General features: G+C 64.1%; 19 protein-coding genes. 8 read left to right on the top strand and 11 right to left on the bottom strand.

Annotated elements, in window-relative coordinates; translation table 11 throughout:
- Positions 1-40 precede the first annotated feature (40 nt).
- Positions 41-1,078 (top strand): amino acid ABC transporter substrate-binding protein, encoded by a 1,038-nt coding sequence (locus P6U24_RS03255; protein WP_407157768.1) that lies wholly within the window; start codon positions 41-43, stop codon positions 1,076-1,078.
- Positions 1,079-1,165: 87 nt separating this feature from the next.
- Here the strand turns inward: P6U24_RS03255 and P6U24_RS03250 are convergent, their stop codons facing one another.
- A complete protein-coding gene (locus tag P6U24_RS03250) occupies positions 1,166-2,794 on the bottom strand; it encodes a hypothetical protein (protein ID WP_407157767.1) in 1,629 nt (542 codons plus the stop codon).
- Between the two features lie 166 nt (positions 2,795-2,960).
- Here P6U24_RS03250 and P6U24_RS03245 point away from each other — a divergent pair, with 166 nt between their 5' ends.
- The 3 genes from P6U24_RS03245 to P6U24_RS03235 are packed head-to-tail and all read left to right on the top strand — an operon-like array spanning position 2,961 to position 6,491.
- Positions 2,961-4,382 carry a UbiA family prenyltransferase gene (locus P6U24_RS03245; protein ID WP_407157766.1) on the top strand — a complete coding sequence of 474 codons (1,422 nt, stop codon included), beginning with the start codon at positions 2,961-2,963 and terminating at the stop codon, positions 4,380-4,382.
- Positions 4,383-4,406: 24 nt separating this feature from the next.
- A complete protein-coding gene (locus tag P6U24_RS03240; protein ID WP_407157765.1) occupies positions 4,407-5,741 on the top strand; it encodes an FAD-binding protein in 1,335 nt (444 codons plus the stop codon).
- 3 nt (positions 5,742-5,744) lie between these two features.
- Entirely contained in the window at positions 5,745-6,491 is a 747-nt protein-coding gene (locus tag P6U24_RS03235) for an SDR family oxidoreductase (RefSeq protein WP_407157764.1), read from the top strand.
- An 82-nt stretch (positions 6,492-6,573) separates the two neighbouring features.
- Here the strand turns inward: P6U24_RS03235 and P6U24_RS03230 are convergent, their stop codons facing one another.
- Positions 6,574-8,187: a hypothetical protein gene (locus tag P6U24_RS03230; RefSeq protein WP_407157763.1), complete on the bottom strand. Its 1,614-nt coding sequence runs from the start codon at positions 8,185-8,187 to the stop codon at positions 6,574-6,576.
- Positions 8,188-8,486: 299 nt separating this feature from the next.
- Between P6U24_RS03230 and P6U24_RS03225 the strand changes: the two genes are divergently transcribed.
- Entirely contained in the window at positions 8,487-9,962 is a 1,476-nt protein-coding gene (locus P6U24_RS03225) for an amidase (protein ID WP_407157762.1), read from the top strand.
- Positions 9,963-10,074: 112 nt separating this feature from the next.
- On the opposite strand, the gene puuE is transcribed toward P6U24_RS03225, so the two are convergent.
- From puuE to P6U24_RS03210, 3 genes are all read right to left on the bottom strand, one after another.
- Positions 10,075-11,514: an allantoinase PuuE gene (gene puuE, locus P6U24_RS03220; RefSeq protein WP_407157761.1), complete on the bottom strand. Its 1,440-nt coding sequence runs from the start codon at positions 11,512-11,514 to the stop codon at positions 10,075-10,077.
- A gap of 5 nt (positions 11,515-11,519) precedes the next feature.
- Positions 11,520-11,876 carry a hydroxyisourate hydrolase gene (gene uraH, locus P6U24_RS03215; RefSeq protein ID WP_407157760.1) on the bottom strand — a complete coding sequence of 119 codons (357 nt, stop codon included), beginning with the start codon at positions 11,874-11,876 and terminating at the stop codon, positions 11,520-11,522.
- A 131-nt stretch (positions 11,877-12,007) separates the two neighbouring features.
- Positions 12,008-13,222, bottom strand: coding sequence for an alpha/beta hydrolase family protein (locus P6U24_RS03210; protein ID WP_407157759.1), 1,215 nt, complete (start codon positions 13,220-13,222; stop codon positions 12,008-12,010).
- 325 nt (positions 13,223-13,547) lie between these two features.
- On the opposite strand from P6U24_RS03210, the gene P6U24_RS03205 reads away from it, so the two are divergent.
- The 3 genes from P6U24_RS03205 to P6U24_RS03195 all read left to right on the top strand — a co-directional run bounded on the left by P6U24_RS03205 (position 13,548) and on the right by P6U24_RS03195 (position 17,320).
- Complete coding sequence (locus P6U24_RS03205) at positions 13,548-14,324, top strand: hypothetical protein (protein WP_407157758.1); 777 nt, start codon at positions 13,548-13,550, stop codon at positions 14,322-14,324.
- A 290-nt stretch (positions 14,325-14,614) separates the two neighbouring features.
- Complete coding sequence (locus P6U24_RS03200; protein WP_407157757.1) at positions 14,615-16,591, top strand: SPFH domain-containing protein; 1,977 nt, start codon at positions 14,615-14,617, stop codon at positions 16,589-16,591.
- Between the two features lie 330 nt (positions 16,592-16,921).
- Positions 16,922-17,320, top strand: a complete 399-nt coding sequence (locus P6U24_RS03195; RefSeq protein ID WP_407157756.1) for a DUF930 domain-containing protein — start codon at positions 16,922-16,924, stop codon at positions 17,318-17,320.
- Positions 17,321-17,561: 241 nt separating this feature from the next.
- Here the strand turns inward: P6U24_RS03195 and P6U24_RS03190 are convergent, their stop codons facing one another.
- The 6 genes from P6U24_RS03190 to P6U24_RS03165 all read right to left on the bottom strand — a co-directional run bounded on the left by P6U24_RS03190 (position 17,562) and on the right by P6U24_RS03165 (position 23,058).
- On the bottom strand, positions 17,562-17,858 hold the full coding sequence (locus tag P6U24_RS03190; protein WP_407157755.1) for a type II toxin-antitoxin system ParD family antitoxin: 297 nt from the start codon (positions 17,856-17,858) through the stop codon (positions 17,562-17,564).
- 72 nt (positions 17,859-17,930) lie between these two features.
- Entirely contained in the window at positions 17,931-18,626 is a 696-nt protein-coding gene (locus P6U24_RS03185; RefSeq protein WP_407157754.1) for an ABC transporter ATP-binding protein, read from the bottom strand.
- Positions 18,626-19,375, bottom strand: coding sequence for an ABC transporter ATP-binding protein (locus tag P6U24_RS03180; RefSeq protein WP_407157753.1), 750 nt, complete (start codon positions 19,373-19,375; stop codon positions 18,626-18,628). Before P6U24_RS03180 ends, P6U24_RS03185 begins: the two co-directional genes overlap by 1 nt.
- Positions 19,372-20,670 carry a branched-chain amino acid ABC transporter permease gene (locus P6U24_RS03175; RefSeq protein WP_407157752.1) on the bottom strand — a complete coding sequence of 433 codons (1,299 nt, stop codon included), beginning with the start codon at positions 20,668-20,670 and terminating at the stop codon, positions 19,372-19,374. Before P6U24_RS03175 ends, P6U24_RS03180 begins: the two co-directional genes overlap by 4 nt.
- Positions 20,667-21,614, bottom strand: coding sequence for a branched-chain amino acid ABC transporter permease (locus P6U24_RS03170; RefSeq protein WP_407157751.1), 948 nt, complete (start codon positions 21,612-21,614; stop codon positions 20,667-20,669). Before P6U24_RS03170 ends, P6U24_RS03175 begins: the two co-directional genes overlap by 4 nt.
- A 205-nt stretch (positions 21,615-21,819) precedes the next feature.
- Positions 21,820-23,058, bottom strand: a complete 1,239-nt coding sequence (locus P6U24_RS03165) for a branched-chain amino acid ABC transporter substrate-binding protein (protein WP_407157750.1) — start codon at positions 23,056-23,058, stop codon at positions 21,820-21,822.
- Between the last annotated feature and the right edge of the window lie 253 nt (positions 23,059-23,311).

Raw genomic sequence — 23,311 nt, 5'->3', positions numbered from 1 at the left:
GTACCAATCGCTTTTTCCCCGACATTGCGAGAGACACATCATGCGCACGTTCCGAGGCGGCCTGCTGATCGGGCTCGCCGTTGCCGTTCTGGTCGCGGTGGTCGCGATCACCTACGAGGTCTATGACACCCGCACCTTGAAGCGCACCGTCCGACGCGGCGAGGTGCTGTGCGGCGTCAACGCCGGCCTGCCCGGCTTCTCGATTCCCGACGACAAGGGCAACTGGACCGGCTTCGACGTCGATTTCTGTCGCGCGGTGGCCGCGGCGATCTTCGACGATCCGAGCAAGGCGAGGTTCATCCCGCTCGACGCCAACGAGCGCTTCAAGGAGCTGCAGAGCCGCAAGGTCGACATTCTCTCCCGCAACTCCACCTGGAACATGTCGCGCGAGCAGAACTACGATCTCTATTTCCCGGCGGTCGCCTATTATGACGGTCAGGGCTTCATGGTGCCACGCGCGCGCAAGATCGAGACTGCGCTCGACCTGAACGGCAGCAAGGTCTGCGTGCCGGACGCGACCACCAATCTGCTCAACCTCGCCGACTACTTCCGCGCCAACAATATGAATTACGAAGAGGTGAAGCTCGCCAAGCTCGACGACGTCGTCAAAGCCTATGACAGCGGCAAATGCGACACCTTCACCGCCGATGTCTCCCAGCTCTACGCATTGCGGCTGAACCTGTCGAAGCCGGCCGATCACGATATCCTCGCCGACGTCATCTCCAAGGAGCCGCTCGCGCCCGTGGTGCGCCAGCGCGACGACGACTGGATGATGATCGTGAAATGGACGCTCTATGCGATGATCAATGCCGAGGAGCTCGGCGTCACCTCCAAGAACATCGACGAGGCGCTGAAGTCGAAGAAGCCGGACGTCATGCGGCTGGTCGGCAACGAAGGCAGCTATGGCGAGGATCTCGGCCTGACCAAGGACTGGGCCGTGCGCATCATCCGCCATGTCGGCAATTACGGCGAGGTCTATGAGCGCAATATCGGTGAGCAATCCAAGCTGAAGATTCCGCGCGGCATGAACCAGCTCTGGAACGCCGGCGGCATCCAATACGCCCCGCCGATCCGGTAAGGGGGATACGCGCTATCCCGCCGCGGCACGTGGGTCGCGATCACCCAGCGGCATCAGTCCAGAGGGGGATGCCGGATCCGCGAGGCGTCACGGCCGCGGCGCGACCCGCCTCACCTTCCACAAGGTGCAGGCGATCTCGTCCGGCGCTGCGGGAACCGTCTCGGCGAGCTTCTCTGCCGTCACATTGCGCGTTTCGACGAGGTTGTGAAACCACGCACGGTAGGGCTGCTCGATCACCAGGAACTGGGGATACTTCCTGACGATATCGTCGGTGCTCTCGACCTGCGGCATCGGCTCCCATGTCTGTAGACCCTGCATGATGTGGAAGTCGACCGCGTTGCCGCGCGAGCGGTCCGGATAGTTCAGCACGACGTCCCAGTCGAGCGGGAAACGATAGGCCTCGCCATGCGCGGCATAGGTCGCACGCGGCAGGAACATGTGCGGTGAGTCTACCATGACAGGCAGATCGCCACTGACAAAGGCGCTCTCGAAGAACACCCCGTGCGTATCAGCACAGATCGGCTTGCCATGCACCGAGCTGTTGGCATGCAGCACTGCGTTGCGCGCGACCAGCGGCGCGATGACCGCGCAGATCGCGAGCACGAGGGTCCGCCGCTCCCGGGCATGGCGCAGCAGCCATTCGCCGAAGGCGACATGCAGGGCGAACGCCGCGAAGAGTTGTGGGGTGAAGAAGCGTGGGACGTAGATCGGGAACGCCACCTGCGAGAACAGCCAACCGGCGAAGGTGAAGACGGTTGTTGCGGCCAGCACCAGACCAGCGAAGCGAACCGGCTGCCACTGCGGATCGCGCAGCATCGGCCGCAGATGCAAGCCGTCCTGCTTCACATGAGCAAGTCCCGCGGCCAGAAGACAGCAAGCCTCCAGCGTCGACAGCCACAGCATCACGTCCGATCCGAACAGGATGTCGGCCAGGCCGGACAGCGTCGGCTGCATCATCCAGTTGTAAGGTTTGGCAACGGCGAGTTGCCGAATCAGCGACGGGCTCCAGGCCGCAACGGCAACGATCGCGGGCAGCACGGCAATCACGATCAGCGGGAACAGCCGCCGGCCGTCGCGCGGCTGGCTCAACCAGCCGGCGAGCGCGATGCAGCCGACATAGGCGATGCCGAAGGTGTGCGCCATCGCAAGCCCCAGATTGGCGAGCGCCAGCCACGCGACATCGATGCGCCTGCGCTGCTCGATCAGGCGCTGCTGACACAACACGGCCAGCGCGGCCATAAGGAAGTAGAGCGCATAGGTTCGCAGCTCGGAGGCGGCATAGATGAAGGCGTCGCTAAGTGGGATGAACAGCGCCGCGCCGATCCAGCACGCATTCGCCGAGGCGATTCGGCGCGCCACACGACAGAGCGCGGCGATGCCGGCCGCCGCAAGCACGACGTTAAGCAGCTTGAGCAGCACGACCGAAGCGGCGAAATCCGGCAGTGGACGCGTCAGCAGCCAGGCCGCGGTCATATAGAATGGCGGATTGCCGTCGATACCGAGCGCAATACCCGCCCACAGCTTCCGTATGCTGTTGGCGGTCAACAGGTTGGTCGTGAGCAGCTCATCCGACCATAGTTGATCGCTGACCGACCGGACGGCGACGATGGCCAGCATGCCGCCGATCACCAGCGCACAAATCCGCGCCAGCGATCGCGGCGCGGAGCCTGCTATCGGTTCGCTGACATCGTCGTTGCGGACGACAGCTATGGTCACGACCTCATTCCTTCTCGGCTCGGACCGCTCATCAATCGAATAAAAACGTTAGCGCCAGCTTTCCACCCCGCCAGAGGGGACCGCAGGGGGCAGGATCGGCCGGCTTCACCCGATCTTTACGGAAATCCTGACAGGATCGGCGACGGGCGCCGGGAAGCGGTGAGACATGCAATTCCTCTCTCCAGAAGCGATCGAACCGGGTGATGCGGGCGCAGCAGGTGATGCGCGCGTCCCGGCCGGATGGCCGCTGGTCGTCGACCTCGATGTGGTGCTGCCGCACGCCAACCTGACGCTCGAGGCGGCCCTCTCGGAGCTTGCGCAGCGCTCGGATGCGATTTTCGGCCTGCTTGCCGCAGCCTTGCGCGGTCCTGCCGCGCTGAAGCGACGGATCGCGGAATCGTCCCATTTCGACCCAGCCCGGCTGACCTACGATCCCGACATCGTCGCCTTCATGCTGAAGGTGCTTGGCGAAGGACGGCCGGTCTATCTCGCCTCCGACCGTCACGGCGGCGCCATGGTCAGCGCGATCGCGCAGCATCTTGGCGTGTTCACGGCGTGGGCCGCCTCGGCCGACGGCGCGCAGCGCAATCCCGACGCGCTGAGCCTGCCGCAATCGGCGAGCCGGGGATTCGATTATCTCGGCCATGCCGCAGCCGCGCTGCCCGACGGCGCAATACGGATTACGCCTCCCGCTCGCAAGGCCGACACCGCGATCCATCCGACGGGCTGGCGCATCTGGGTGAAGCTGCTGCGCGTGCATCAATACGCCAAGAATGCGCTGATCCTGGTGCCGCTTCTGACCGCTCACCAGTTCGGACCCGAGGCGATCGCGACCGCGCTGCTTGCCGCGCTCGCCTTTTCGCTCTGCGCCTCCAGCGCCTACATCCTGAACGACCTCATCGACGTCAAGGCCGACCGCGCCCATGCCACCAAGCGCCATCGCCCGATCGCGAGCGGCGCTGTGGCACCGGCGCGCGCCGCTGCTGCCATGGTGGCGCTGCTCGCCGCTGCGATCGCGATGGCGGCGGCGGTGTCCCTGCCCTTCCTCGGCGTGCTGCTCGCCTATTTGGCGTTAACCACCGCCTATTCGTTCAAGCTCAAGCGCGTGGCGCTGATCGACGTCGTCACGCTCGCCGTGCTCTACACCATCCGCGTCATCGCCGGCGCGGTCGCGATCGGCGTGTCCATGTCGGAATGGCTGTTCGCGTTCTCGCTGTTCATCTTCATGTCGCTGGCACTGGTGAAGCGCTACGTCGAGCTGTCCGCCCGGCGCTCAGGCGAGCGGCTGATGTCGCGCGACTATTTTGCCGACGACCTGCCGACGATCGCGGTGCTGGCGGCTGCCGCCGGCTTCAACGCCGTGGTCGTCTTCACGCTCTACATCTCGTCCGACACGGTTCGCGCGCTCTACAGCCATCCGCAGTCGCTGTGGATCGGCTGCCCGATATTGATGTATTGGATCGCGCGCGTGATGCTGCTGGCACAGCGCGGCCAGATCGACGATGATCCGGTGATCTTCGCATTGCGTGATCGCGTCAGCTGGGTCGCGCTCGGCGCCATCGGCGCGATCCTGCTGCTCGCGATCTAGCGGGCGAGCCACGGACCCGCGCCCATGAGCGAGCTCGCAGGCTGGGGCAACTATCCCACGATCGCGACCGAACGGCTCGCTCCCGGCCGACCTGACGCGGTCCCGGCGCTGCTGATGTCGCGCAACGGCCTGGTCGCGCGCGGCCAGGGCCGCGCCTATGGCGATGCCGCGATCGGCATGGCCTCGACCCTGTCTTCGCGTGGGCTCAACCGTTTCCGCGGCTTCGACGCCGCGAACTGCCAGCTCACCGCCGAGGCCGGCGTCACCATCGCCGATATCCTCGCGACCTTCGTGCCGCGCGGCTTCTTCCTCAAGGTCGTGCCGGGCACCAAGTTCGTCTCGATCGGCGGCGCCATTGCCGCCGACGTCCACGGCAAGAATCATCATCGCGACGGCAGCTTCGGTGACCATGTCACGGCGCTGCGGCTGGCGCTGCCGAACGGCGAGATCGTCACCTGCTCGCGGGACGAGAACGCGGACTTGTTTGCCGCCACCGTCGGCGGCATGGGGCTCACCGGCGTGATTGTCGACGCGACGCTCCAGATGATGCCTATCGAGACCGGCTGGCTCAAGCAGACGACGCACGTCGCCGCGAATCTCGATGCTGCCATCGACGTCCTCGATGCGACGGCGTCGGCGACCTATTCGGTGGCCTGGATCGATTGCGTCGCCCGCGGCGCATCGCTCGGCCGCGCGTTGATCTTCACCGCCGATCATGCCGATGCAGCTGACGCAGCGCGGCTCGGCCCACAGCTTGCGTCTTTTCCGGATGCGCGCAGTGCCGGGCCATCTGTGCCGTCCTGGTTTCCCGGCTTTGCGCTCAACCCGTTCTCGGTGCGCGCCTTCAACGAGCTCTACTTCCGCAGCGGCGCATCCCGCGCGGGCGCGCCCGAGCTCGTGCGTTGGGATCCGTACTTCTTCCCGCTCGACGCCATCCAGGGCTGGAACAGGATCTACGGCCATCGCGGCTTCCTGCAACATCAATATGTAGTCCCTGCTGCGAATGCGCGCACCGTGCTGGCCGAGATCATGGATCGCGTCGCGCGCCGCGGTACAGCGTCGTTCCTCGCAGTGCTGAAGCAGCTCGGCGACAGCCACGGGCTGATGTCGTTTCCGCTGCGCGGCTATACGCTGGCGATGGATTTTCCGATCACCGACACGCTGTTCGGCTTCCTCGACGAGATCGACGCGCTCGTGGTCGCGGCCGGCGGCCGGCTCTATCTCGCCAAGGATGCGCGGCAGTCGCGCCGAACCTTCGAGGCCGGCTATCCGTCTCTTCCTGCCTTCCGCGACATTCGCCGCCGGATCGGGGCCAATAACCGTCTCGTCTCTCATCTCTCCGCACGCCTGGGGATCTAAATCATGACCGCTCCGAAATCCGTGCTCGTGATCGGCGGCAGCTCCGACATCGGCCATGCCACGGCGCTGCGCTATGCACAGGCCGGCTGGCAGGTCGCGCTCGCCGCCCGCGACACCACGGCCGCGCAGCGCAATGCCGATGACATCAAGGCCCGCAGCGGCGTCGACGTGCCGGTGCATGCGCTCGACGTGCTCGCGACCGACAAGCTCGCCGACTTCGTCGCCGCGCTTCCAGCGCTGCCCGATACTGTCATCTCCATGATCGGCGAGCTCGGAGACCAGAAGCGTGCCGAGACCGATCTTGCGCATGCGACGATGATCATGCGCACCAATTTCGAGGCCCCGAGCCTGCTGCTCGGCCTGTTTGCGAACGCCTTCCAGGCACGCGGCGCGGGTACGATCGTCGGCGTCAGCTCGGTCGCCGGCGATCGCGGCCGCGGCTCAAATTACGTCTATGGCGCGGCGAAGGCCGGCTTCTCGCAATTTCTCTCCGGCCTACGCAACCGCATGGCGCTCGCGGGAGGCGTGCGCGTCGTCACTGTCAAGCCCGGCTTCGTGCGCACGCGAATGACCGCCCATCTGAAGCTGCCGGCACCGCTCACTGTGGACCCTGGGCGCGTCGCCGCCGACATCTTCCGCTCGGCCGAGGAGAACGGCCGTGAGGTGATCTATGTCGGCCGCCGGTTCTGGCTTGTCATGACGATCATCTGCGCGATCCCGGAGACGGTGTTCAAGCGGCTGAAGCTGTGAGTGTCGGCTCAGATTCGCTTTTGCTGCGGGCTACTTATGACGCCACTGCCCCGGGCTGACTGCGCCGCCGCCGCTCGGGCAACTACCGCGCCAGCATCTCCAGACGGTCCCGTGGCGGCAGCGCCTTCGCAAACGCCTCGAGCACGCGCGTGACCTCGGCCGCGTCGGCGGACGGCGTGCGATAGAAAGCGACGTCCGCGCCGGCGGCGGTCACGAGATTGGTGTGCAGCACTGCGACCTTGGTCCAGGTCGCCGGCACGCCTTGTGGAAACCAGTTGTCGTAGATCATGGCGACGCCGACGTCGTAAGCGGAGGCAAGTTCGCCCATCCGCTCGGGGCCATATTGGCCTGCCAGCTTCGCCTTGCGCACTTGCTCCGAGCCGAGGCCCCAAAGGTCCAGCACGAAATTCGGATTCCTGTAGGCAACCAGGCCGAGATCGTTGACCGCAACCGGATGTGGGCAGAACTCCCGTGCGAAGCGGCCCATCTGATATTGCTGCTCGTAGATATTGCGGGCGCCAAACGGCGTGATCAGCGCGGCCGAGAGATAAGGCTGAGCGACCAGCGCCATCAGCAGGATCAACGCGATCTTGGTCATGCCCCAGGCGCGTGCGCCGAGCTGCGGTCTCACCTCTGTCGCGATCCACAGCAAGGTCAGCGCGGCAAGCGCGGTGACATAGACCTCGTAACGGTGGAACCAGTTGTACTGGCCGAACGCCAGATGACCGCCGATCGCAGCCTCGACCGCGCCGCAGACGATCAAAGCGCGACGGTCGGACCGCAGCCACCAGGCGCTCCCCGCGATCGCAATGAACAACAGCGCCAGCGTGCGGCCATAGGTATCGTCAAGCGCGGCAAGCAGGTTCTGCAGCAGCGCACCGAACGCGCTACTGTGCTCGTAAGCCGTCTCCGCGATGCGCGACTTCAACAGCACCGAGCTCGGCAATAGCGGCAAGCCGCGCGCGCTCATCAGCGCGACATAAGCCGAGAGCGACAGCACGATCAGCGCCGCGGCTGCCAGTGCAAAGCGCCGATCGCCGAGCAACGTAAAGGCCGCGATGGCTGCGAGTGCCAACGCCGCACCTTCGAAGCGGATCAAGGGCAACAGGACGAGCGCAACCAAATGCAGCCAGGTCGGTGCGCGTCCCCTCGCCGCAGCGACCAGGCCGGCAAAGGTCGTGATCGTGGCCCAGACATGCAGGCTGTGCTCGAGCCCGGTCATCGGCAGCGCGATCGTGCTGGCGACGAAGATCGACAGGATCGCAACCGCGTAGCCAAACGGCACGTCGTCGTCACTGAGGCCAAAGCTCTCGATCAGGCGCAGCACAGCGACCATCGTGGCCGCGGCCGCAGCAGAGGCGATTATCAGCGGGCCAAGCGCGCCAAGATGCAGCGCTTCAGTCAACGCCAGAAGATAAGGCCAGATGATCGAGGAGCTGGGCGAAGAATATTCGGTAGCGTTGACGCCATAGCCGCCGTGCAAAATGTGGTCGGCGACAGCGAGATGGATGTAGGGATCGTCGAGCGTGAACACGATCCGGCCGCCGCACAGCACGAAGCTCGCGATCAGCTCGGCGGCGAACAGCACAGCCCACAGTGACAGCGTAACGCGCGACAGGCGCGACCACGCAAGAGCCGTACTGCCGGCTCCCAGCCGCGAAGGCAAGAGCGCGGGATCATGCAGCGCAAGGGTCACGTCGGCGCGCTCCAAAGGTTTTGCCCGGCAATGACACGGCGACAATTCGCCGATGCCGGAAGGGACCAGTATGTCAGAAGCCCTGCCCGTCCCTTCGCACTTGCATATGGCTGAAAGCTTAGCTTGCGGTTGTCACCAGCGGTACAATTGCGCTTTTGCGTGAACAGGGACTTAACGCGGTCGTGTGCAGCGCATCCACCGCCATGACCGCGCGGCACGCGCGCCATGCCGGCGCGGTTGATTGACTTGCTGCTCTGCGGATCGCAAGGTTTTCGCAACTCGACGAGGATGACGATCAGATGACTTTGGCGATGAGCTGGGACGAGTGGGCCCGGCATGATGGCGTGGCATTGGCAGAACGGGTGAAGCGCGGCGAGCTGACACCGCAGGAGCTGGCGAGCCAGGCCGCCGCCGGCATCGCCAAGGTCGACCCTGCGCTCTCCGCCGTGGTCGAAGTGTTCGACGACGCGCTCGCCGATCCGGCCAAGGCTGGCGCCAATCTCGATGGTCCCTTCGCCGGCCTGCCCTTCCTGATGAAGGATCTCGGGCCGACCATGGCCGGCCGGCTGCAGGAGATGGGCTCGCTGTTCATGCGCGGCAACCGCGCCGCCGCCGACATGCATCTGACGATGAAGATGCGCCAGGCCGGCCTCAATTTGATCGGCCGCACCACGACGCCGGAATTCGGCGTCTGCAGCTCGGCCGAGAATCCCGCCATCTACATCACGCGCAATCCGTGGAACACCGACTACACGACCTGCGGCTCCTCCGCCGGCAGCGCGGCCATGGTCGCCGCCGGCGTGGTGCCGATCGCGCACGCGACCGATGGCGGCGGCTCGATTCGCATTCCCGCGGGGGTCAACGGCAATCTCGGCCTGAAAGTGTCGCGCGGCGTGTTCTCGATCGCGCCGCATCTGTCCGATCTCTCGGGCCTCGTCTCGATCCAGGGCTGCCAATCGCGCACGGTGCGCGACACCGCCGCCTTCGTCGACCATTGCCGCGGCGGCGCGCCGGGCGAGTTCATGCCCTATTGGACCGCGACGGAGCCCTATGTCGAGCAGATCAAGCGCGATCCCGGGAAGCTCAAAATCGCGCTGTCGCATCAATGGGGCGACTATCGCGCCACGCCGCACCTCGCCGCCGAACTCGCGCGTGTCGGCCGCTTCCTGGAAAGCCTTGGCCATGTCGTCGACTACGCGCTCCCGGCCGTGGACTACGCCGCCGCGTTCGCGGCCCAGACCACCTGCTACATCTCGAACTTCGCGATCGTGATCAACAACATGCTCGCGGCGCGCAATCTGGAGCGGCCGCCGGCCGACCTGATCGAGCCGGTCAACATCCGGATCTGGGAAGCAGGCAAAGATACCAGTTTCAAGGAGCGCGCCGCGATGCAGGCGGTGTTCAACACGACATCGCGCGGCTTCGGGGCCTTCTTCGAGGATTGGGACATCATCCTCACCCCGATCACAGCGCTGCCGACGCCGAAGGTCGGCACGAGGGAATATCTCACGACCAGCGACAATCCGGACGTGCTCGACTGGTTCGGCAATCTCTGGCGCAACTTCGCCTTCACGCCGCTCGCCAATCTCTGCGGCATCCCGGCGCTATCGATGCCGCTCGCCAAGAACGAGCATGGCCTGCCGCTCGGCATCCAGGCCATCGCCAAGCAGGCCAATGACGGCTTGCTGCTGCAGCTCGCCGCGCAGATCGAGCGCGCCATCGACGGCAAGTGGAACGCCGGCGAGCGGCCCGGCGTGCATGTGACGAGCGGCTAGGCGCGCAACTAACTAAATAGTGGGTTAGACCACGAGAGCGACACGTTCGGTCCACCCTTTCCCTTGCGGGAGAGGGTGCATCGTGCGTGCGGCACGAGACGATGACTCACAATCAAGCGTCGCCCGAGGACACCGCAAACTTCCGCACCAGTCGTGCTTTCGCAATGTGGCCGATCTGCTCGATCGCTGTGGCGATCTCGCTCTCCTTGTCGTTGCTGATGCGTCGCTCCATCTCGGCAATGACGGAGGCACGGTCGCCGTGCAGCGCCAGCGCCAAGATCAGTGGCATGGCGAATTTTTCGCGATAGCGGCGGTTGATATCGGCGACCTGATCGAGCTCGGCGCGTGACAGCGCGGTGAAGCCGAGCCGGCCCTGCTCGCCGCTGGACTCGCCGGTCAGCGTGCCCGCCGCAGCTTCCCGGCCGGCAAGCTCGGGATGCGCACGGATCAGCGCGAGCTTCTCGTCGCGGTTCATCGCGCGCACCACGCCCATCAAAGTGGTGTGCAACCCGTCCGCGGAGTCGTCGATGGCGGAAAGTCCGGCGCGATGCGCACGCTCGGCAATTGCCGACGTGTGCTCGAACACATCGCCGAAACGCTCGACGAACAGCGCGCGCGGCATGCGCGAGGGGCGATAGCCGCCGACAGGCGGATGCATCCTGATCCAGTGCCGAGCAATCTCGAGCCGCGTCGCCACCCAGACCTTGTCGTGGCTCGTCACGTAATCGAGGAAGCGCGCCAGCGCTGCGGCGCGGCCGGGACGTCCGACCAGGCGGCAATGCAGGCCAACCGACATCATGCGCGGCTGCTCGACGCCTTCGGCATAAAGCGTATCGAAGCTGTCCTTCAGATAGGCAAAGAATTGATCGCCGGAATTGAAGCCCTGTGGCGTGGCAAAGCGCATGTCGTTGGCATCGAGCGTATAGGGCACGATCAGCTGCGGGCCGTGCGGACCCTCGACCCAATAGGGCAACTCGTCGGCATAGGAATCGGCGCTGTAAAGAAAGCCCTGCTCTTGCATCGCAACTTGCAGCGAATGCTCTGAGGTGCGGCCCTGGTAGAAGCCGAGCGGCCGCTCGCCGACGCATTCGGTGTGGAGCCGGATCGCCTCCTCGACATGGGCGCGCTCGGCCTCCTCCGTGTAGTCGCGATAGTCGATCCATTTCAGACCGTGGGTCGCGATCTCCCAGTTCGCTTCCTTCATCGCCGCGACCGCATCAGGATTGCGCGCCATCGCGGTGGCGATCGCGAACACCGTCACCGGCAGCTTGCGTGACGTGAACATCCGCCACAGCCGCCAAAAGCCGGCGCGCGAGCCGAACTCGTAGATCGATTCCATGTTCATGTGCCGCTGCCCGGGCCAGGGCTGCGCACCGACGATCTCGGACAAGAACGCCTCCGAGGCGGCATCGCCGTGCAGGATGTTGTTCTCGCCTCCCTCCTCGTAGTTGATGACGAACTGCACCCCGATGCGGGCATCGTTCGGCCAGCGCGCATGTGGAGGATTGCGGCCATAGCCGACGAGATCGCGGGGATAAGGTTCGGAGGTCATTCCAGTCAGCTCCCGCGATAGGTCGAATAGCTCCACGGCGTCGCCAGCAGCGGCACGTGATAGTGGCCGTCCGCGTCGGCGACCGAGAAGCGCAAGGGAATGAGGTCGAGGAAGAGCGGATCGGCCACGGCAAAGCCATGAGTCCTGAAATAGGCGCCCATGTGAAAGGTCAGCATATAGGTGCCGACCTTGAACGTCTCGCCCGACAGCAGCGGCTGGTCGGTGCGGCCATCGGCATTGGTCCGCGCCTGCGTGAGGCGGCGCCACGTGCCATCGGCTTGTAGACCATCCAGGTCGATCGCGACGTCTGCCGCGGGCGTTCCCCTGACCGTATCCAGGATATGTGTGCTGAGCCGGCCCATACTGTCCTCGTGGTGTGAGGATGCAGCCTAGCAGCAGCGGACGCAAGGTTCGAGGCGATTTGCATCGGCAATCGAGCGCGACGGCAGCGAGTTGATCCCCGGGAGAACCTGCCGTGAGGGCGACGGCTCTCTCAGTGGCCCTGCCGCACGAGTGACGCCAGGAATTCATCTGCCACGGCTCGCCATCGGTCGACATAAAGCCGTAGCAGGTGTCCGTCACCGGGAATGCCGTGGATGAGTTCGAACCTTGCACGGCCGCCGGCGGCAGTGAATGCCTGATAGTACTCGCGGATGAGGGCTTCGTCATAAAGGCGATCGTTGTCGGCATAAAGCCAGAGCTGCGGCACCTTGTCGGCCGCGCCGCGACCGGCGTTTCTATAGTACGGCGTCGTCACTGGCCCGTACGGATACCAGCCGCCGGAGAAGTTCACCACGCCCATGACGTCGCTAGGCTTGAGGCCGGCATAATGTATGGCCAGAAAGCCGCCGCGCGACTGGCCGGCCAGCAAGACGCGCCCCGGCTTCACGCCAGGGAGCGTGCGGCCATAGGTGATTGCCGATTCCAGATCCTCAACGGCCTGCGCGACGCCGGCGGACACGTCGTCAAGGCCGCCATCGTGATCGCGCCCAAAGTCTTCCTCGCCATTGATACCCTCGGAGCGGCCGCGCCCGCGTCGCATCAAGGCAAGCACCGCAAAGCCATTCCTACGAAGCCAGTGCGCCTCGGTCGAGAATGACCAGCTCCTTAGCTGATTGAGGCCGACGTCGGAGCCATGAGTGAAGATCGCGAGCGGCGCAGGCCCGGCGTCCATCGGAGGATAGTACGTCGCTTCGAGCTTCATTGGTCGCGAGCCGTCCGGTGTGCGCACCGTCAGATGCGGAATCCAGACGCGCTCGCCGGGCCACGGCCACTCGGCTGGTCGTTCGCCGGCCGCGAGGCGCGCCGGATCGGCGCGGACCAAGGTGCCAGAGGTGACGCCGCCCGATTTCAGCGTCGCCGTCATGTAAAGCCGATCCGGGCCGTCGAAGACATATTGGAAGAGACGAAATCCGGTCATCGTCAGCGCGCCGTCGACGATGACTGCATCGTCGCGCCACCATTCCCGGTTCATGCCATAGAACGCCGAGTCCGATTGCGCGAAGATCACCTTCGCATGACCATCGGCGCTAACGCGCTCGACCACGAGAATGTGCCGGTCATCATGCCAGGTTCCGATCCACGCGCCCTGGAAGCGCGCAATTACAGGCGGCACATCGGCCGCCGGTGTCTCCATCTCGAGCTTTTGCGGCAATGGGACGACGCTCTCGGGATCGACCGTCAGCGGTTGAGCCTGAGCGCTGATCATCTGCATCATCAATACCACTTGGACTATCGTCAGGAATCGAAACATGGCCTGCTCGAAGCACGGTCGCATGTCGCGCCCTGCGCTGCTCCGGCTCTCCGATATCGACACTATTCGAAGCACCACACGCCCGCCAGCGCGAGGCCGGTACTTTGTTCCTCCGATTCATTGCAAGCGGACGCAAGACAAGCGTGCCGTGCAGGAACAGAGCATGATCGTGCGGCCGGCATCGGCCGCAGTGAAATCACGGTTTTTCCCAAATCGCGCCGGACCGCGGTTGCAACATGGCCGCTGGCCAAACGATCGGTGGAGGCGTCACGCCGTGCCCATGAACGACGACTCAGCTCCGGATCATTCGCTGCCTTTGTTTCTCTCCAGCGACGTCGAAAAAACCGAGCAGCGTGGGTCGTCTCGCATTCTCAAGTCGGGCCTTCTCGGCCTGACGGCATTGGCGGTCGGCGGCGCAACCCTGCTGCTGGGAGGTCCGACATCGCACGTCACTGCGATCACCGCATCGTTCGTTGGCACGCCGGCCCCCGCGCCCGTGCCGAGCATTGATGCGCCGGCATCGCCGACTCGACCGATCGTTGAAGCGCAAGCAGCCCTGCCGACGGAAGCAGCGCCGCAGACGGAAGCGGCGGTGCCAAACGACCCGCAGTCCGCGGCCGTCGCACCCGAGCCCGCAGAACCGAAACAGAGCGATGCCGGCGTCGATCGCGAGGCTTTGTTCAGGCAATTCCAGGCCTGGGCTCAGCAGCACGACAGCAGGCAGCAGGAGTCCGAGCCGAAGACCACGGCGCAGACGACACGCGAACCGCCGGCTCCGCCGCAGCCGACCACGACGACCTCGCGATCTGTCTCGCCACGCGTCGAGCCGAAGGCCGCGGCGCCGGCCGCTCAGGCTCCGGTTCGCGCCGCGCAAAAGCAGCGGCCCGCGCGCGAGCTTCGGAATGCACGTGCAGAGGTCGAATCCGAACGACGGGCAAAGGCAACGACCGCGCAGCCCTATTGGAGCCCGACGGAGGAAACCCGCGCAGCGGATACGCCGGCCCAAAGCACGGACACGCCCTGGCTGTTGCGGCTCTTCGGCGGGCAGCACAATTAGCGCGGCAATGAGCGCATATAGTAGCAGCTGTTGGTGTTAGTCGGCGGTCGCGCGCATCGGTTCATTCAACCGATACAAATAAATCTGCGCCGAATTTGCACGTCATGTCACATGCTACTCGACCAAACGTACGACTAGACCAAAGTATCGAGCGAAATTCGATAGAGGCGATCTAGCAAACGCCGCTCCAATGCCTAGCTCTCGCGCGCCGAGATTGCACGGCAATCGCCCGATGGCGCCCTGCAAGCAGCAGCCGCGCTGACATCGGGCGAGTTTGGAGATTTCCCATCATGTATACCCCAGATCTGATTCAGCCGGCCCTCTGGGCCGGAGGCATCGTTGTGCTGCTTGCATTGCTGAAGCTTGCCAACATCCTCCGCTACATCCCGAACAACCAGGTCGGAATCGTCGAAAAGCTCTGGACCTTTCGCGGCTCGGTTGCCGAAGGATTCATCGCACTGAACGGGGAAGCCGGCTTCGAGCCGGAAGTGCTGCGCGGCGGCCTGCACCTGTTCTTTCCCTTCATGTATCGCATCCATCGCTCCGATCTCGTCACCGTCGGCCAGGGCAAGATCGCCTATGTGTTCGCGCGCGACGGCGCGCCGCTCGGCGCCTCGCAGGTGCTCGGCGCCAACGACACTGAGGACAAATCCGATTTCGAGGATGCCAGGCGCTTTCTGCAGGCCGGCGGCCAGAAGGGTCCGCAGCGCAAGATCCTGCGCGAAGGCACCTACGCGATCAACACCACGCAGTTCGCGATCATCACCGACGAGCGCGTCTACGGCCATGCACTGAGCCCGCAGGAGCAATCGGTGCTCGACGGCATGCAGCTCACGATATCGGAACGCTGGGGCTTCACGCCGGTGATCTTAGCTGCCGGTCACGACCTGGTCGGCATCGTCACCGTGCATGACGGACCCTCGCTGCCGTCAGGCGAGATCATCGCGCCGGAGGTCGGCATCGATCGTAACAACAGCCATACCTTTCACAACAATTTCCAGGAGCCCGAGCGTTTCCTGAAAGCCGGCGGCTATCGCGGGCGCCAGCTTCAGGTGATCGTCGAGGGCACCTGGTACATCAACCGCCTGTTCGCCACCGTCGAGGAAGTGCCGAAGACGGTCATCCCGGTCGGCAATGTCGGCGTCGTCATCTTCTACACCGGGCCGCGCACCGCCGACGTCTCGGGCGAGCAATATCGCCATGGCGAGCTCGTCTCTAACGGCAGCCGGGGCGTCTGGAAGGATCCGCTGCTGCCGGGCAAATATGCCTTCAACACCTATGCGGGAAAGATCGAGATCATCCCGACCGTCAATTTCATCCTCAAATGGGTGCGCGGCGAGGTCGGCGCCATGAAGCTCGACGAGAACCTGTCGGAGATCTCGCTGATCACCAAGGACGCGTTCGAGCCGACGCTGCCGCTCTCGGTGGTGATGCATATCGACTACAAGAAGGCCCCGATGATCATCCAGCGCTTCGGCGACGTGAAGAAGCTGGTCGAGCAGACGCTCGACCCGATGGTCTCAGCCGTCTTCAAGAACATCGCGCAGAAGATGACGCTGATCGAGCTGCTGCAGAACCGCGCGGCCGTGCAGGATGAATCGGCGTCCATCATGAAAGCCAAGTTCGAGACCTATTCCCTCGATCTGCAGGAGGTGTTGATCGGCACGCCGCGTGCCGCCCCCGGCGACCAGACCATCGAGAACATCCTGATCCAGCTGCGCATGCGCCAGGTCGCGCGCGAGCAGGTCGAGACCTTCCAGGAGCAGGAGAAGGCCGCGATCCAGGAGCGGACGCTCAACGAAGCCAAGGCGACGGCCGCAGCGCAATCGGCGCTGACGCAGTCGCTGATCCAGATCAAGGTCAACGAGAACGAGGGCGCGGCCACGCTCGCGCGCGCGCAGAAGGATGCAGAGACCCGCAAGGTCACGGCAGCGGCCGTCGGCGAGCAGTCGCGGCTGGAGGGCCAGGGCGAGGCCGATCGCGTGCTTGCCGTGGGCGCTGCGAACGCTCAGGCGACCAAGCTCTCGGTCGATGCCTATGGCGGGCCCGAGTTCAGGCTGGCGGAGCAGAACTTCGCCAAGTTCGCCGACGCGCTGACCCGGATCAACCAGCCCCTGGTGCCGCAATTCCTGATGTCGGGCGGACAGGGTCAGGAGAGCAGCAATGCCGGCCTGATCCCGACCGCGATGCTCAGCTCCATGTTCGGCCAGATGATGCCGGATGCGCTGGAGAGATTGAAAGCCGAGGCGCCGAGATCAACGCGGTGATTCGATTCGTCCAAAGTCACGGTCTATATATAGAACCCCCGCTGTCATCGTCCGCGAAGGCGGACGATCCAGTAGGCCGTGACGTTTCGGTTCGATCTCTTCTGCCGCGGAGTACTGGATGCTCCGCCTACGCGGAGCATGACAGCGCTCGGCTAGATCCAAGGCAGGCCTGCACGCAGATGCGTGCAGGCCTGCTCCTTGCTTTCGATGTGGCATCAAGGCCTCACCCGAGCGTGATAAGCGTGCGCTTGATCCAGAACCGATCCGCTTTTATGGGACGGGACGCCTCCGATTCACACTTTCGTCCCGAAGTTCCGCTCAATCACATCCATGAAACAGAGTTTGCCGTTCGCGCTCACGATCGCGATCTGCGCCGGCCCTTCGCTCGCCTGGGCGGCGCATCACAAATCCATCGAGGACCAGCTGATGCAGCTGGATCCGCAGACCCGCGCCGAGCAGCGCTGCAATGGGCGCGTGTCAGGACTCACCAACCGCGAGCACAAAGGCTTCAACACCGACGAGGTGGTTGCCTACGCCTTCGCCGATACGACGCTGAAAGGCACGGTGGTGACGGCGCCGGGAGCAGCTTTGCGCAGCCACGGTCGCTGGTATCACGTTTCTTATGTCTGCAAGGTCTCGTCCGACGGATTGAACATCGAGTCGTTCGACTACACGCTCGGCGACGAGGTGCCGCGCACGCAATGGGCCGAGCATTACCTGGTGCCGTGAGGCTCGGTGCCTCAGTCATGGGCTATTATCGCTCTGCTTCGCTTGGTTCGTCAGGCTCCGTGTCCAGGTGCCGGACCGGCTCCATGCGCTCGTGAAGGACTCTTACGATTTCCACGAGATTTGGCCGAACGACGCGATAAACCGGTGCCTGCCTTCCTGTCCTCATCGTTCGGCGCTGAGCGCGAGGATTTGAGCAATGTCACTTCGCGCCAATGATGAAAGGCGGAAGCGAGCCATTGAATTAACGGGCTCGTTGTGAGGAGACCGTCAAACCTTGGACGTAATCGTCAAGCTCGGAGTCATCCAGCTCGACAAAATCTCCTCGTTCGAGCGCATCAATGCCAGCCGTGATCTGAAGGCGCAGCGCCTTCAGTTTCAGCGCATCTTCCTGGCGCCTCTGCCGTAGCGCTCGGAGAGCGTCGCGAACCGCTTCGCTTGCATTCTGGTACTCTCCTGCTTTCACGACCCTTTCCACGAAGGCGTCCTGTTCGTCGGTCAGACTGATATTTCGCGTAGGCATGTCGATATTCTCCGGCACTTTGTGGCAGCCTACTACTTTTGGCAAAGTTTGCCAATCACAACTACCGCTCGCCGGCAGACGGTGTACTGCCTACACTTCGAGCCATTCCTTGCGAATGGCGTCGTTGGCCTTCAACTGGTCCGGCGTGCCCTCGAACACGATGCGGCCGTGCCCCATGACGTAGACGCGGTGCGAGATACGCAGGGCGATCGACAGCTTCTGCTCGACCAAGAGGATGGCGACGCCGGCTGCGGCGATCTTCGCAATGAGGTCGCCGACTTGTTGGACGATCAACGGCGCCAGGCCTTCGGTCGGCTCGTCGATCATGATCAGTTCGGGATCACCCATCAAGGTGCGGCAGATCGTCAGCATCTGCTTCTCGCCGCCGGAGAGCACGCCGGCCGCAGTGTCGGCACGGGCGGCAAGGTTAGGAAACATCTCCAGCATGCCCTCGAGCTTCCACTTGCCGGGGCGCCGCGTGTCCTTGATCCCGAGCAGGAGGTTCTGCCGCACGGTGAGACCGGGGAAGATGTCGCGATGCTCCGGCACGTAGCCGAGCCCGTGATGCGCGATCCTGTAGCTCGGCAGGCCGGCGATGTCCTTGCCCTTGAAGCGGATGGTGCCCTGCGGCGCCACCTCGCCCATGATCGCTTTCACGGTGGTGGAGCGGCCGACGCCGTTGCGACCCAGGAGGCTCACGACCTCGCCGGCGGCGATCGTCATGTCGACGCCCTGCAGGATGTGGCTCTTGCCGTAATAGGCATGGAGATCCTTCACTTCCAACATCAGTGCGCCTCCTCGCCGAGATAGGCTTCACGCACCTTGGGATTGGCGCGGATTTCCTGCGGCGTACCGGAAGCGATGATGTTGCCGTAGACCAGCACCGAAATGCGGTCGGCGAGACCAAACACCACGCTCATGTCGTGCTCGACGATGACAAGCGTGCGGCCCTCGGTGAGGCGGCGGATCAGCGCCACCGCGCGCTCGGTTTCGGCGTGACTCATGCCGGCGGTCGGCTCATCGAGCATGATCACGCTGGCGCCGCCGGCGACGGTGATGCCAATCTCCAGCTCGCGCTGCTCGGCATAGGTCAGGAGGCCTGCCGGCACGTCGCGGCGATGGCTGAGATGGATGTCCTCGAGGATCTCTGCGGTGCGGCGCTTCACCTCAGGCAGATGATCGACGTTCTTCCAGAAGGCGTAGCGATGGCCGGTCGCCCACAGCACGGCGCAGCGTACGTTCTCCCACACCGTCATCTTGGCGAAGACGTTGGTGACCTGAAACGAGCGCGACAGGCCGCGGCGGTTGATCTCGAATGGTCTGAGGCCCGAGATGACGTCGCCGTTCAGCCGGATCTCGCCGGAGGTCGGCTTGATGTGGCCGCTGATCAAATTGAACGTCGTCGACTTGCCGGCGCCGTTGGGGCCGATGATGGCGTGACGCTCGCCTTGCGCGACGGTCAAGTTGAGGTCGCGGATGATGGCGACATTGCCGAAGCGCTTCTGCACGGCGTTGATTTCGATTGCTGCGGTCACGCCAGATATCCCCGGTCACGGGCCACGGTGGCGGCGCGGTCCCAGGCCTCTGCGATCCGCCGCCAGGTGATGCGGGAAATGAGATAGCCGCCGACGAGCAGCACGGCCGTGACCGCCCAGGTGACCGGCGCCCTCGGATCGAGCGAGATGCCGAACAGATCGATGGTGTTGCTGTCGCCGGCTGAAACATGCGCGACCGTCTCGATGGTGAGGATGACGCCGAACGCCAGTGCCAGCGTCGGGACCACCGCGACTAGATAGGACGGGATCACATTGTGCAGCGTGCCGGCACGGATCAGCGGCCGGTGCATCATCAAAAGACCGGCGATGCCGGTTGGGGCGAACATCACGATGCCGATGAAGATGATGCCGAAATAGAGCTGCCAGACCGTGGTGATGTTGGTCAGACCGAGCTGCAGATAGGTGACGAGAATGGCGCCCAGGACGGGACCGAAGAAATAGGCGGTGCCGCCGATGAAAGCCGAAAACAGCACCAGGCCCGACTGCGTCGCGCCGAGATAGGCGGAGTTGGCGATCTCGAAATTGATCGCGGTGAGGCCGCCGGCGATTCCGGCGAAGAAGCCAGCGAAGCCATAGGCGAGATAGCGCACCACATGCGGGTCGTAGCCGATGAACTGGACGCGCTCGGGATTGTCCCGCACCGCGTTGCAGATGCGTCCGAGCGGTGTGCGGGTCAGCGCATACATCGCGATCGCCGAGACCATCACCCAGAACGCGATCAAATAATAGACCTGGATCTGCGGCCCGAAGCTCCAGCCGAACATATGCGGCAGCGCGGTGCGGTCGGTGGTAATACCGGATTCGCCACCGAACACGCTGCGCAGGATCAGCGAGGACGAGGCGACCAGTTCTCCGATGCCGAGCGAGATCATCGCAAACACCGTGCCGGCGCGCTTGGTCATCACCCAGCCGACCAAGAGCGCGAACACAAGGCCTCCGAGACCGCCGAACAGCGGGATGAAAGGCAGCGGGACCGGCCAGTCGTGACTGGCGACCGCGTTCATCATATGCACGGCAAGGAAGCCGCCGAGGCCGTAGTGAACCGCGTGCCCAAACGAGAGCAGCCCGGTCTGGCCGAGCAGGATGTTGTAGGACAGCGCAAAGATGATGGCGATGCCGATCAGGCTGAACGAGGTCAGCGAGCCGCCGGAGGAGAACAAGAGCGGCAGCACGATCAGCGCGACCGCGGCGCTCAGCCAGATGGCGTAGAAGCTCAAGGCGCTGCCGGAACGTTCCTTCAGCAGGTCGGGCGAGGAGGTCGCAGCCTTGATCATGTCTCGCGCGTCCCCAACAGGCCCATGGGACGGACGATCAGGATCAGCACCAGCAGCACGTAGGGCAGGATCGGCGCGATCTGCGCGATGCTGACGTTCCAGATGTCGGTGAGCGGCGATGGCCCAAGGCTCGGATCGAGCGGCCCGAAGGCGCTGGCGAGCGAGCCGTTGAGCGCGACGGCAAAGGTCTGGACCAGCCCGATCAAGAGCGAGGCGATGAAGGCGCCGGGCAAGGAGCCGAGACCGCCGAACACGATGACGACGAACAGAATCGGCCCGAGCAGCGCCGCCATGTCGGATTGCGTCACCAGCGAGGGGCCGGCGATGACGCCGGCAAGCCCGGCCAGCGCGCTGCCGACGCCGAACACCAGCATGAAGACCCGCCCGACATTGTGGCCGAGATGGCCGACCATGGCGGGGTGGGTCAGCGCCGCCTGCACGATCAGGCCGATGCGGGTGCGCTTCAGCACGACCAGCAGCGCGACGAAGATCGCCACCGAGATCACCAGCATGAAGATCTTGTAGGCGGGATAGTTGGTCGAGAACACCGTGAAGGCCGGAAAGTCCAAGAGCGCCGGGACGCGATAATCCACCGGACTCTTGCCCCAGATCATCGACACGATCTCCTCGATCGCGAAGGCGAGACCGAAGGTCAGCAGGAGCTCGGCGACGTGGCCATGCTTGTGGGTGTTGCGCAGCCCGTAACGTTCGACCGCCATGCCGACCCCGCCCACCAGCAGCGGCGCGATCACCAGCGCCGGCCAGAAGCCGATCCATTTGGTGAGCTGGTAACCGAAGAAGGCGCCGAGCATGTAGAAGCTGGCATGGGCGAAATTGAGCACACCCATCATACTGAAGATGACGGTGAGGCCGCTGGACAGCAGGAACAGCAGCATGCCGAACAGAACGCCGTTGAGCGTGGAAATGACGATCAGTTCAAGCACGGGTCATCCATCCTGCTCATTCCGCTTTGATCATCCGGGCTTCATGGTTCGAGACGGCGCTGCACGCCTCCTCACCATGAGGATCTGGAATCGGCCGGGAAACAGGGAACCGTAGCCCGGGTGAGCGCAGCGATACCCGGGGACACTTGTCCCGCATGGCGCTCCGCTTATGCGGGCTACGACCTTATCGAAACATCTTACCCGATCAAGGCCGCTTCATCTTGCAGGTGGTCGGCACCATCGTGTTCTGGGTGTCGATCTTGGATATCAGGTGCCAGCCCCAGCCGGTGTTCTCCTCATCGAACGGCTCCTTGGCCTTGTCGGCGAGCGTGCCGAAGGAGGAGATGTAGATCGGCTGGAAGAACTGGTGATCGTCCTTGCGCATGAGGCCCTCGCCGCCATCGTGCACCTCGGACTTCATGTCCTCCAGTGCGGCGGCGACCTTGACCGGCTCGATCGAATTGGCCTTCTCCGCGGCCGCCTTGAACATCCGCATCTCATTGACCGCGCGCGGATACCACAGCGAGAGGCCGACCTTGGCGCGGAAGTCCTTCTCGAACTCCTCCGCGGCCTTGTTGCCGGAATTGGCAAAGCCCTCGGTGATCTGGAACACCTGGTGATCGAGCCCGGTCTGCTTGATCGCGGTCGGACCGCCGGCGCCGCCGGCATAATAGGTGTACCAGTTGACCTTGAGGCCGGCATCGGCCGCCGCTTTCAAGAGCAGTGCGAAGTCCTGGCCCCAATTGCCGGTGACGACACTGTCGGCGCCGGAGGCCTTGATCTTGGCGATGTAGGGCGAGAAATCGGTGACCTTCAGCAGCGGATGCAGCTCGTCGCCAACGATCTCGATGTCGGGCCGCTTCGCGCCCAGCATCTTGCGCGCATCCGACCGCACCGACTGGCCGAACGAATAGTCCTGGTTGATCAGGTAGACTTTCTTGATGGACTGCTGACCCTTCATGTAGCTGGTCAGCGCCTCCATCTTGATGTCCGAGCTCGCGTCCCAGCGGAAATGCCAGTAGCTGCACTTGTCGTTGGTCAGGCTCGGATCGACCGCGGCATAGTTGAAGTACAGCACTTCCTTGCCGGGATTACGCGAATTGTTCTTGGTGACGAAGTCCTCCAGCGCCGCGGCGACCGATGAGCCGTTGCCCTGGGTGATGTAATGGATACCGGCGTCGACCGCCTTCTGGGCCTGGACCAGGCTCTCCTGCGGATTGGTCTTGTTGTCCATCGGCACGATCTCGATCTTGTGACCGAGGATGCCGCCCTTGGCGTTCAACTGATCGGCAAGGTACTGGAAGGTCTTGAGACCGCCCTCGCCGACGCTGGCGCCGCCGCCGGACAACGGATCGATATAGCCGATCTTCAGGGTGTCTTCCGCATGCGCCGCACCGAAGACGAACGGTAACGCCATCGCGGCTGTCATAATCATTCTGCGCATGCTTGGGTTTCCTCTTTTATCGTTATGAGACCGGTTCGCCCGGCCTTATCGCTCTGATGCAACAGGCCCTTCTTAATTCGGCAGCCTGAGCGTTGACAAGCCTACAATGGGCGAACGATGCGCACGACAGGGAGCGGAGCGCGCCTGTCCGGCAATCGGACAGCGGCTCTAACCGACTGGGCGCGGCCCGCGAAGCTCGCCGCTGGCCGACACCGCGGGCGGTGGCCCGCGCCTGCTGCCTCGCGCGGCAGGC

The sequence above is a fragment of the Bradyrhizobium sp. STM 3557 genome (assembly GCF_045571465.1).
GTDB lineage: Bacteria > Pseudomonadota > Alphaproteobacteria > Rhizobiales > Xanthobacteraceae > Bradyrhizobium.
Note: the sequence above shows the minus strand (reverse complement) of the source record. Positions and strands in the feature narration are given on the sequence as shown.

Coding starts and splice junctions, on each gene's coding strand:
- P6U24_RS03255 (WP_407157768.1), top strand. CDS start 41: ATGCGCACGTTCCGAGGCGGCCTGCTGATCGGGCTCGCCGTTGCCGTT.
- P6U24_RS03245 (WP_407157766.1), top strand. CDS start 2,961: ATGCAATTCCTCTCTCCAGAAGCGATCGAACCGGGTGATGCGGGCGCA.
- P6U24_RS03240 (WP_407157765.1), top strand. CDS start 4,407: ATGAGCGAGCTCGCAGGCTGGGGCAACTATCCCACGATCGCGACCGAA.
- P6U24_RS03235 (WP_407157764.1), top strand. CDS start 5,745: ATGACCGCTCCGAAATCCGTGCTCGTGATCGGCGGCAGCTCCGACATC.
- P6U24_RS03225 (WP_407157762.1), top strand. CDS start 8,487: ATGACTTTGGCGATGAGCTGGGACGAGTGGGCCCGGCATGATGGCGTG.
- puuE (WP_407157761.1), bottom strand. CDS start 11,514: ATGACCTCCGAACCTTATCCCCGCGATCTCGTCGGCTATGGCCGCAAT.
- uraH (WP_407157760.1), bottom strand. CDS start 11,876: ATGGGCCGGCTCAGCACACATATCCTGGATACGGTCAGGGGAACGCCC.
- P6U24_RS03210 (WP_407157759.1), bottom strand. CDS start 13,222: ATGATCAGCGCTCAGGCTCAACCGCTGACGGTCGATCCCGAGAGCGTC.
- P6U24_RS03205 (WP_407157758.1), top strand. CDS start 13,548: ATGAACGACGACTCAGCTCCGGATCATTCGCTGCCTTTGTTTCTCTCC.
- P6U24_RS03200 (WP_407157757.1), top strand. CDS start 14,615: ATGTATACCCCAGATCTGATTCAGCCGGCCCTCTGGGCCGGAGGCATC.
- P6U24_RS03195 (WP_407157756.1), top strand. CDS start 16,922: ATGAAACAGAGTTTGCCGTTCGCGCTCACGATCGCGATCTGCGCCGGC.
- P6U24_RS03185 (WP_407157754.1), bottom strand. CDS start 18,626: ATGTTGGAAGTGAAGGATCTCCATGCCTATTACGGCAAGAGCCACATC.
- P6U24_RS03175 (WP_407157752.1), bottom strand. CDS start 20,670: ATGATCAAGGCTGCGACCTCCTCGCCCGACCTGCTGAAGGAACGTTCC.
- P6U24_RS03165 (WP_407157750.1), bottom strand. CDS start 23,058: ATGCGCAGAATGATTATGACAGCCGCGATGGCGTTACCGTTCGTCTTC.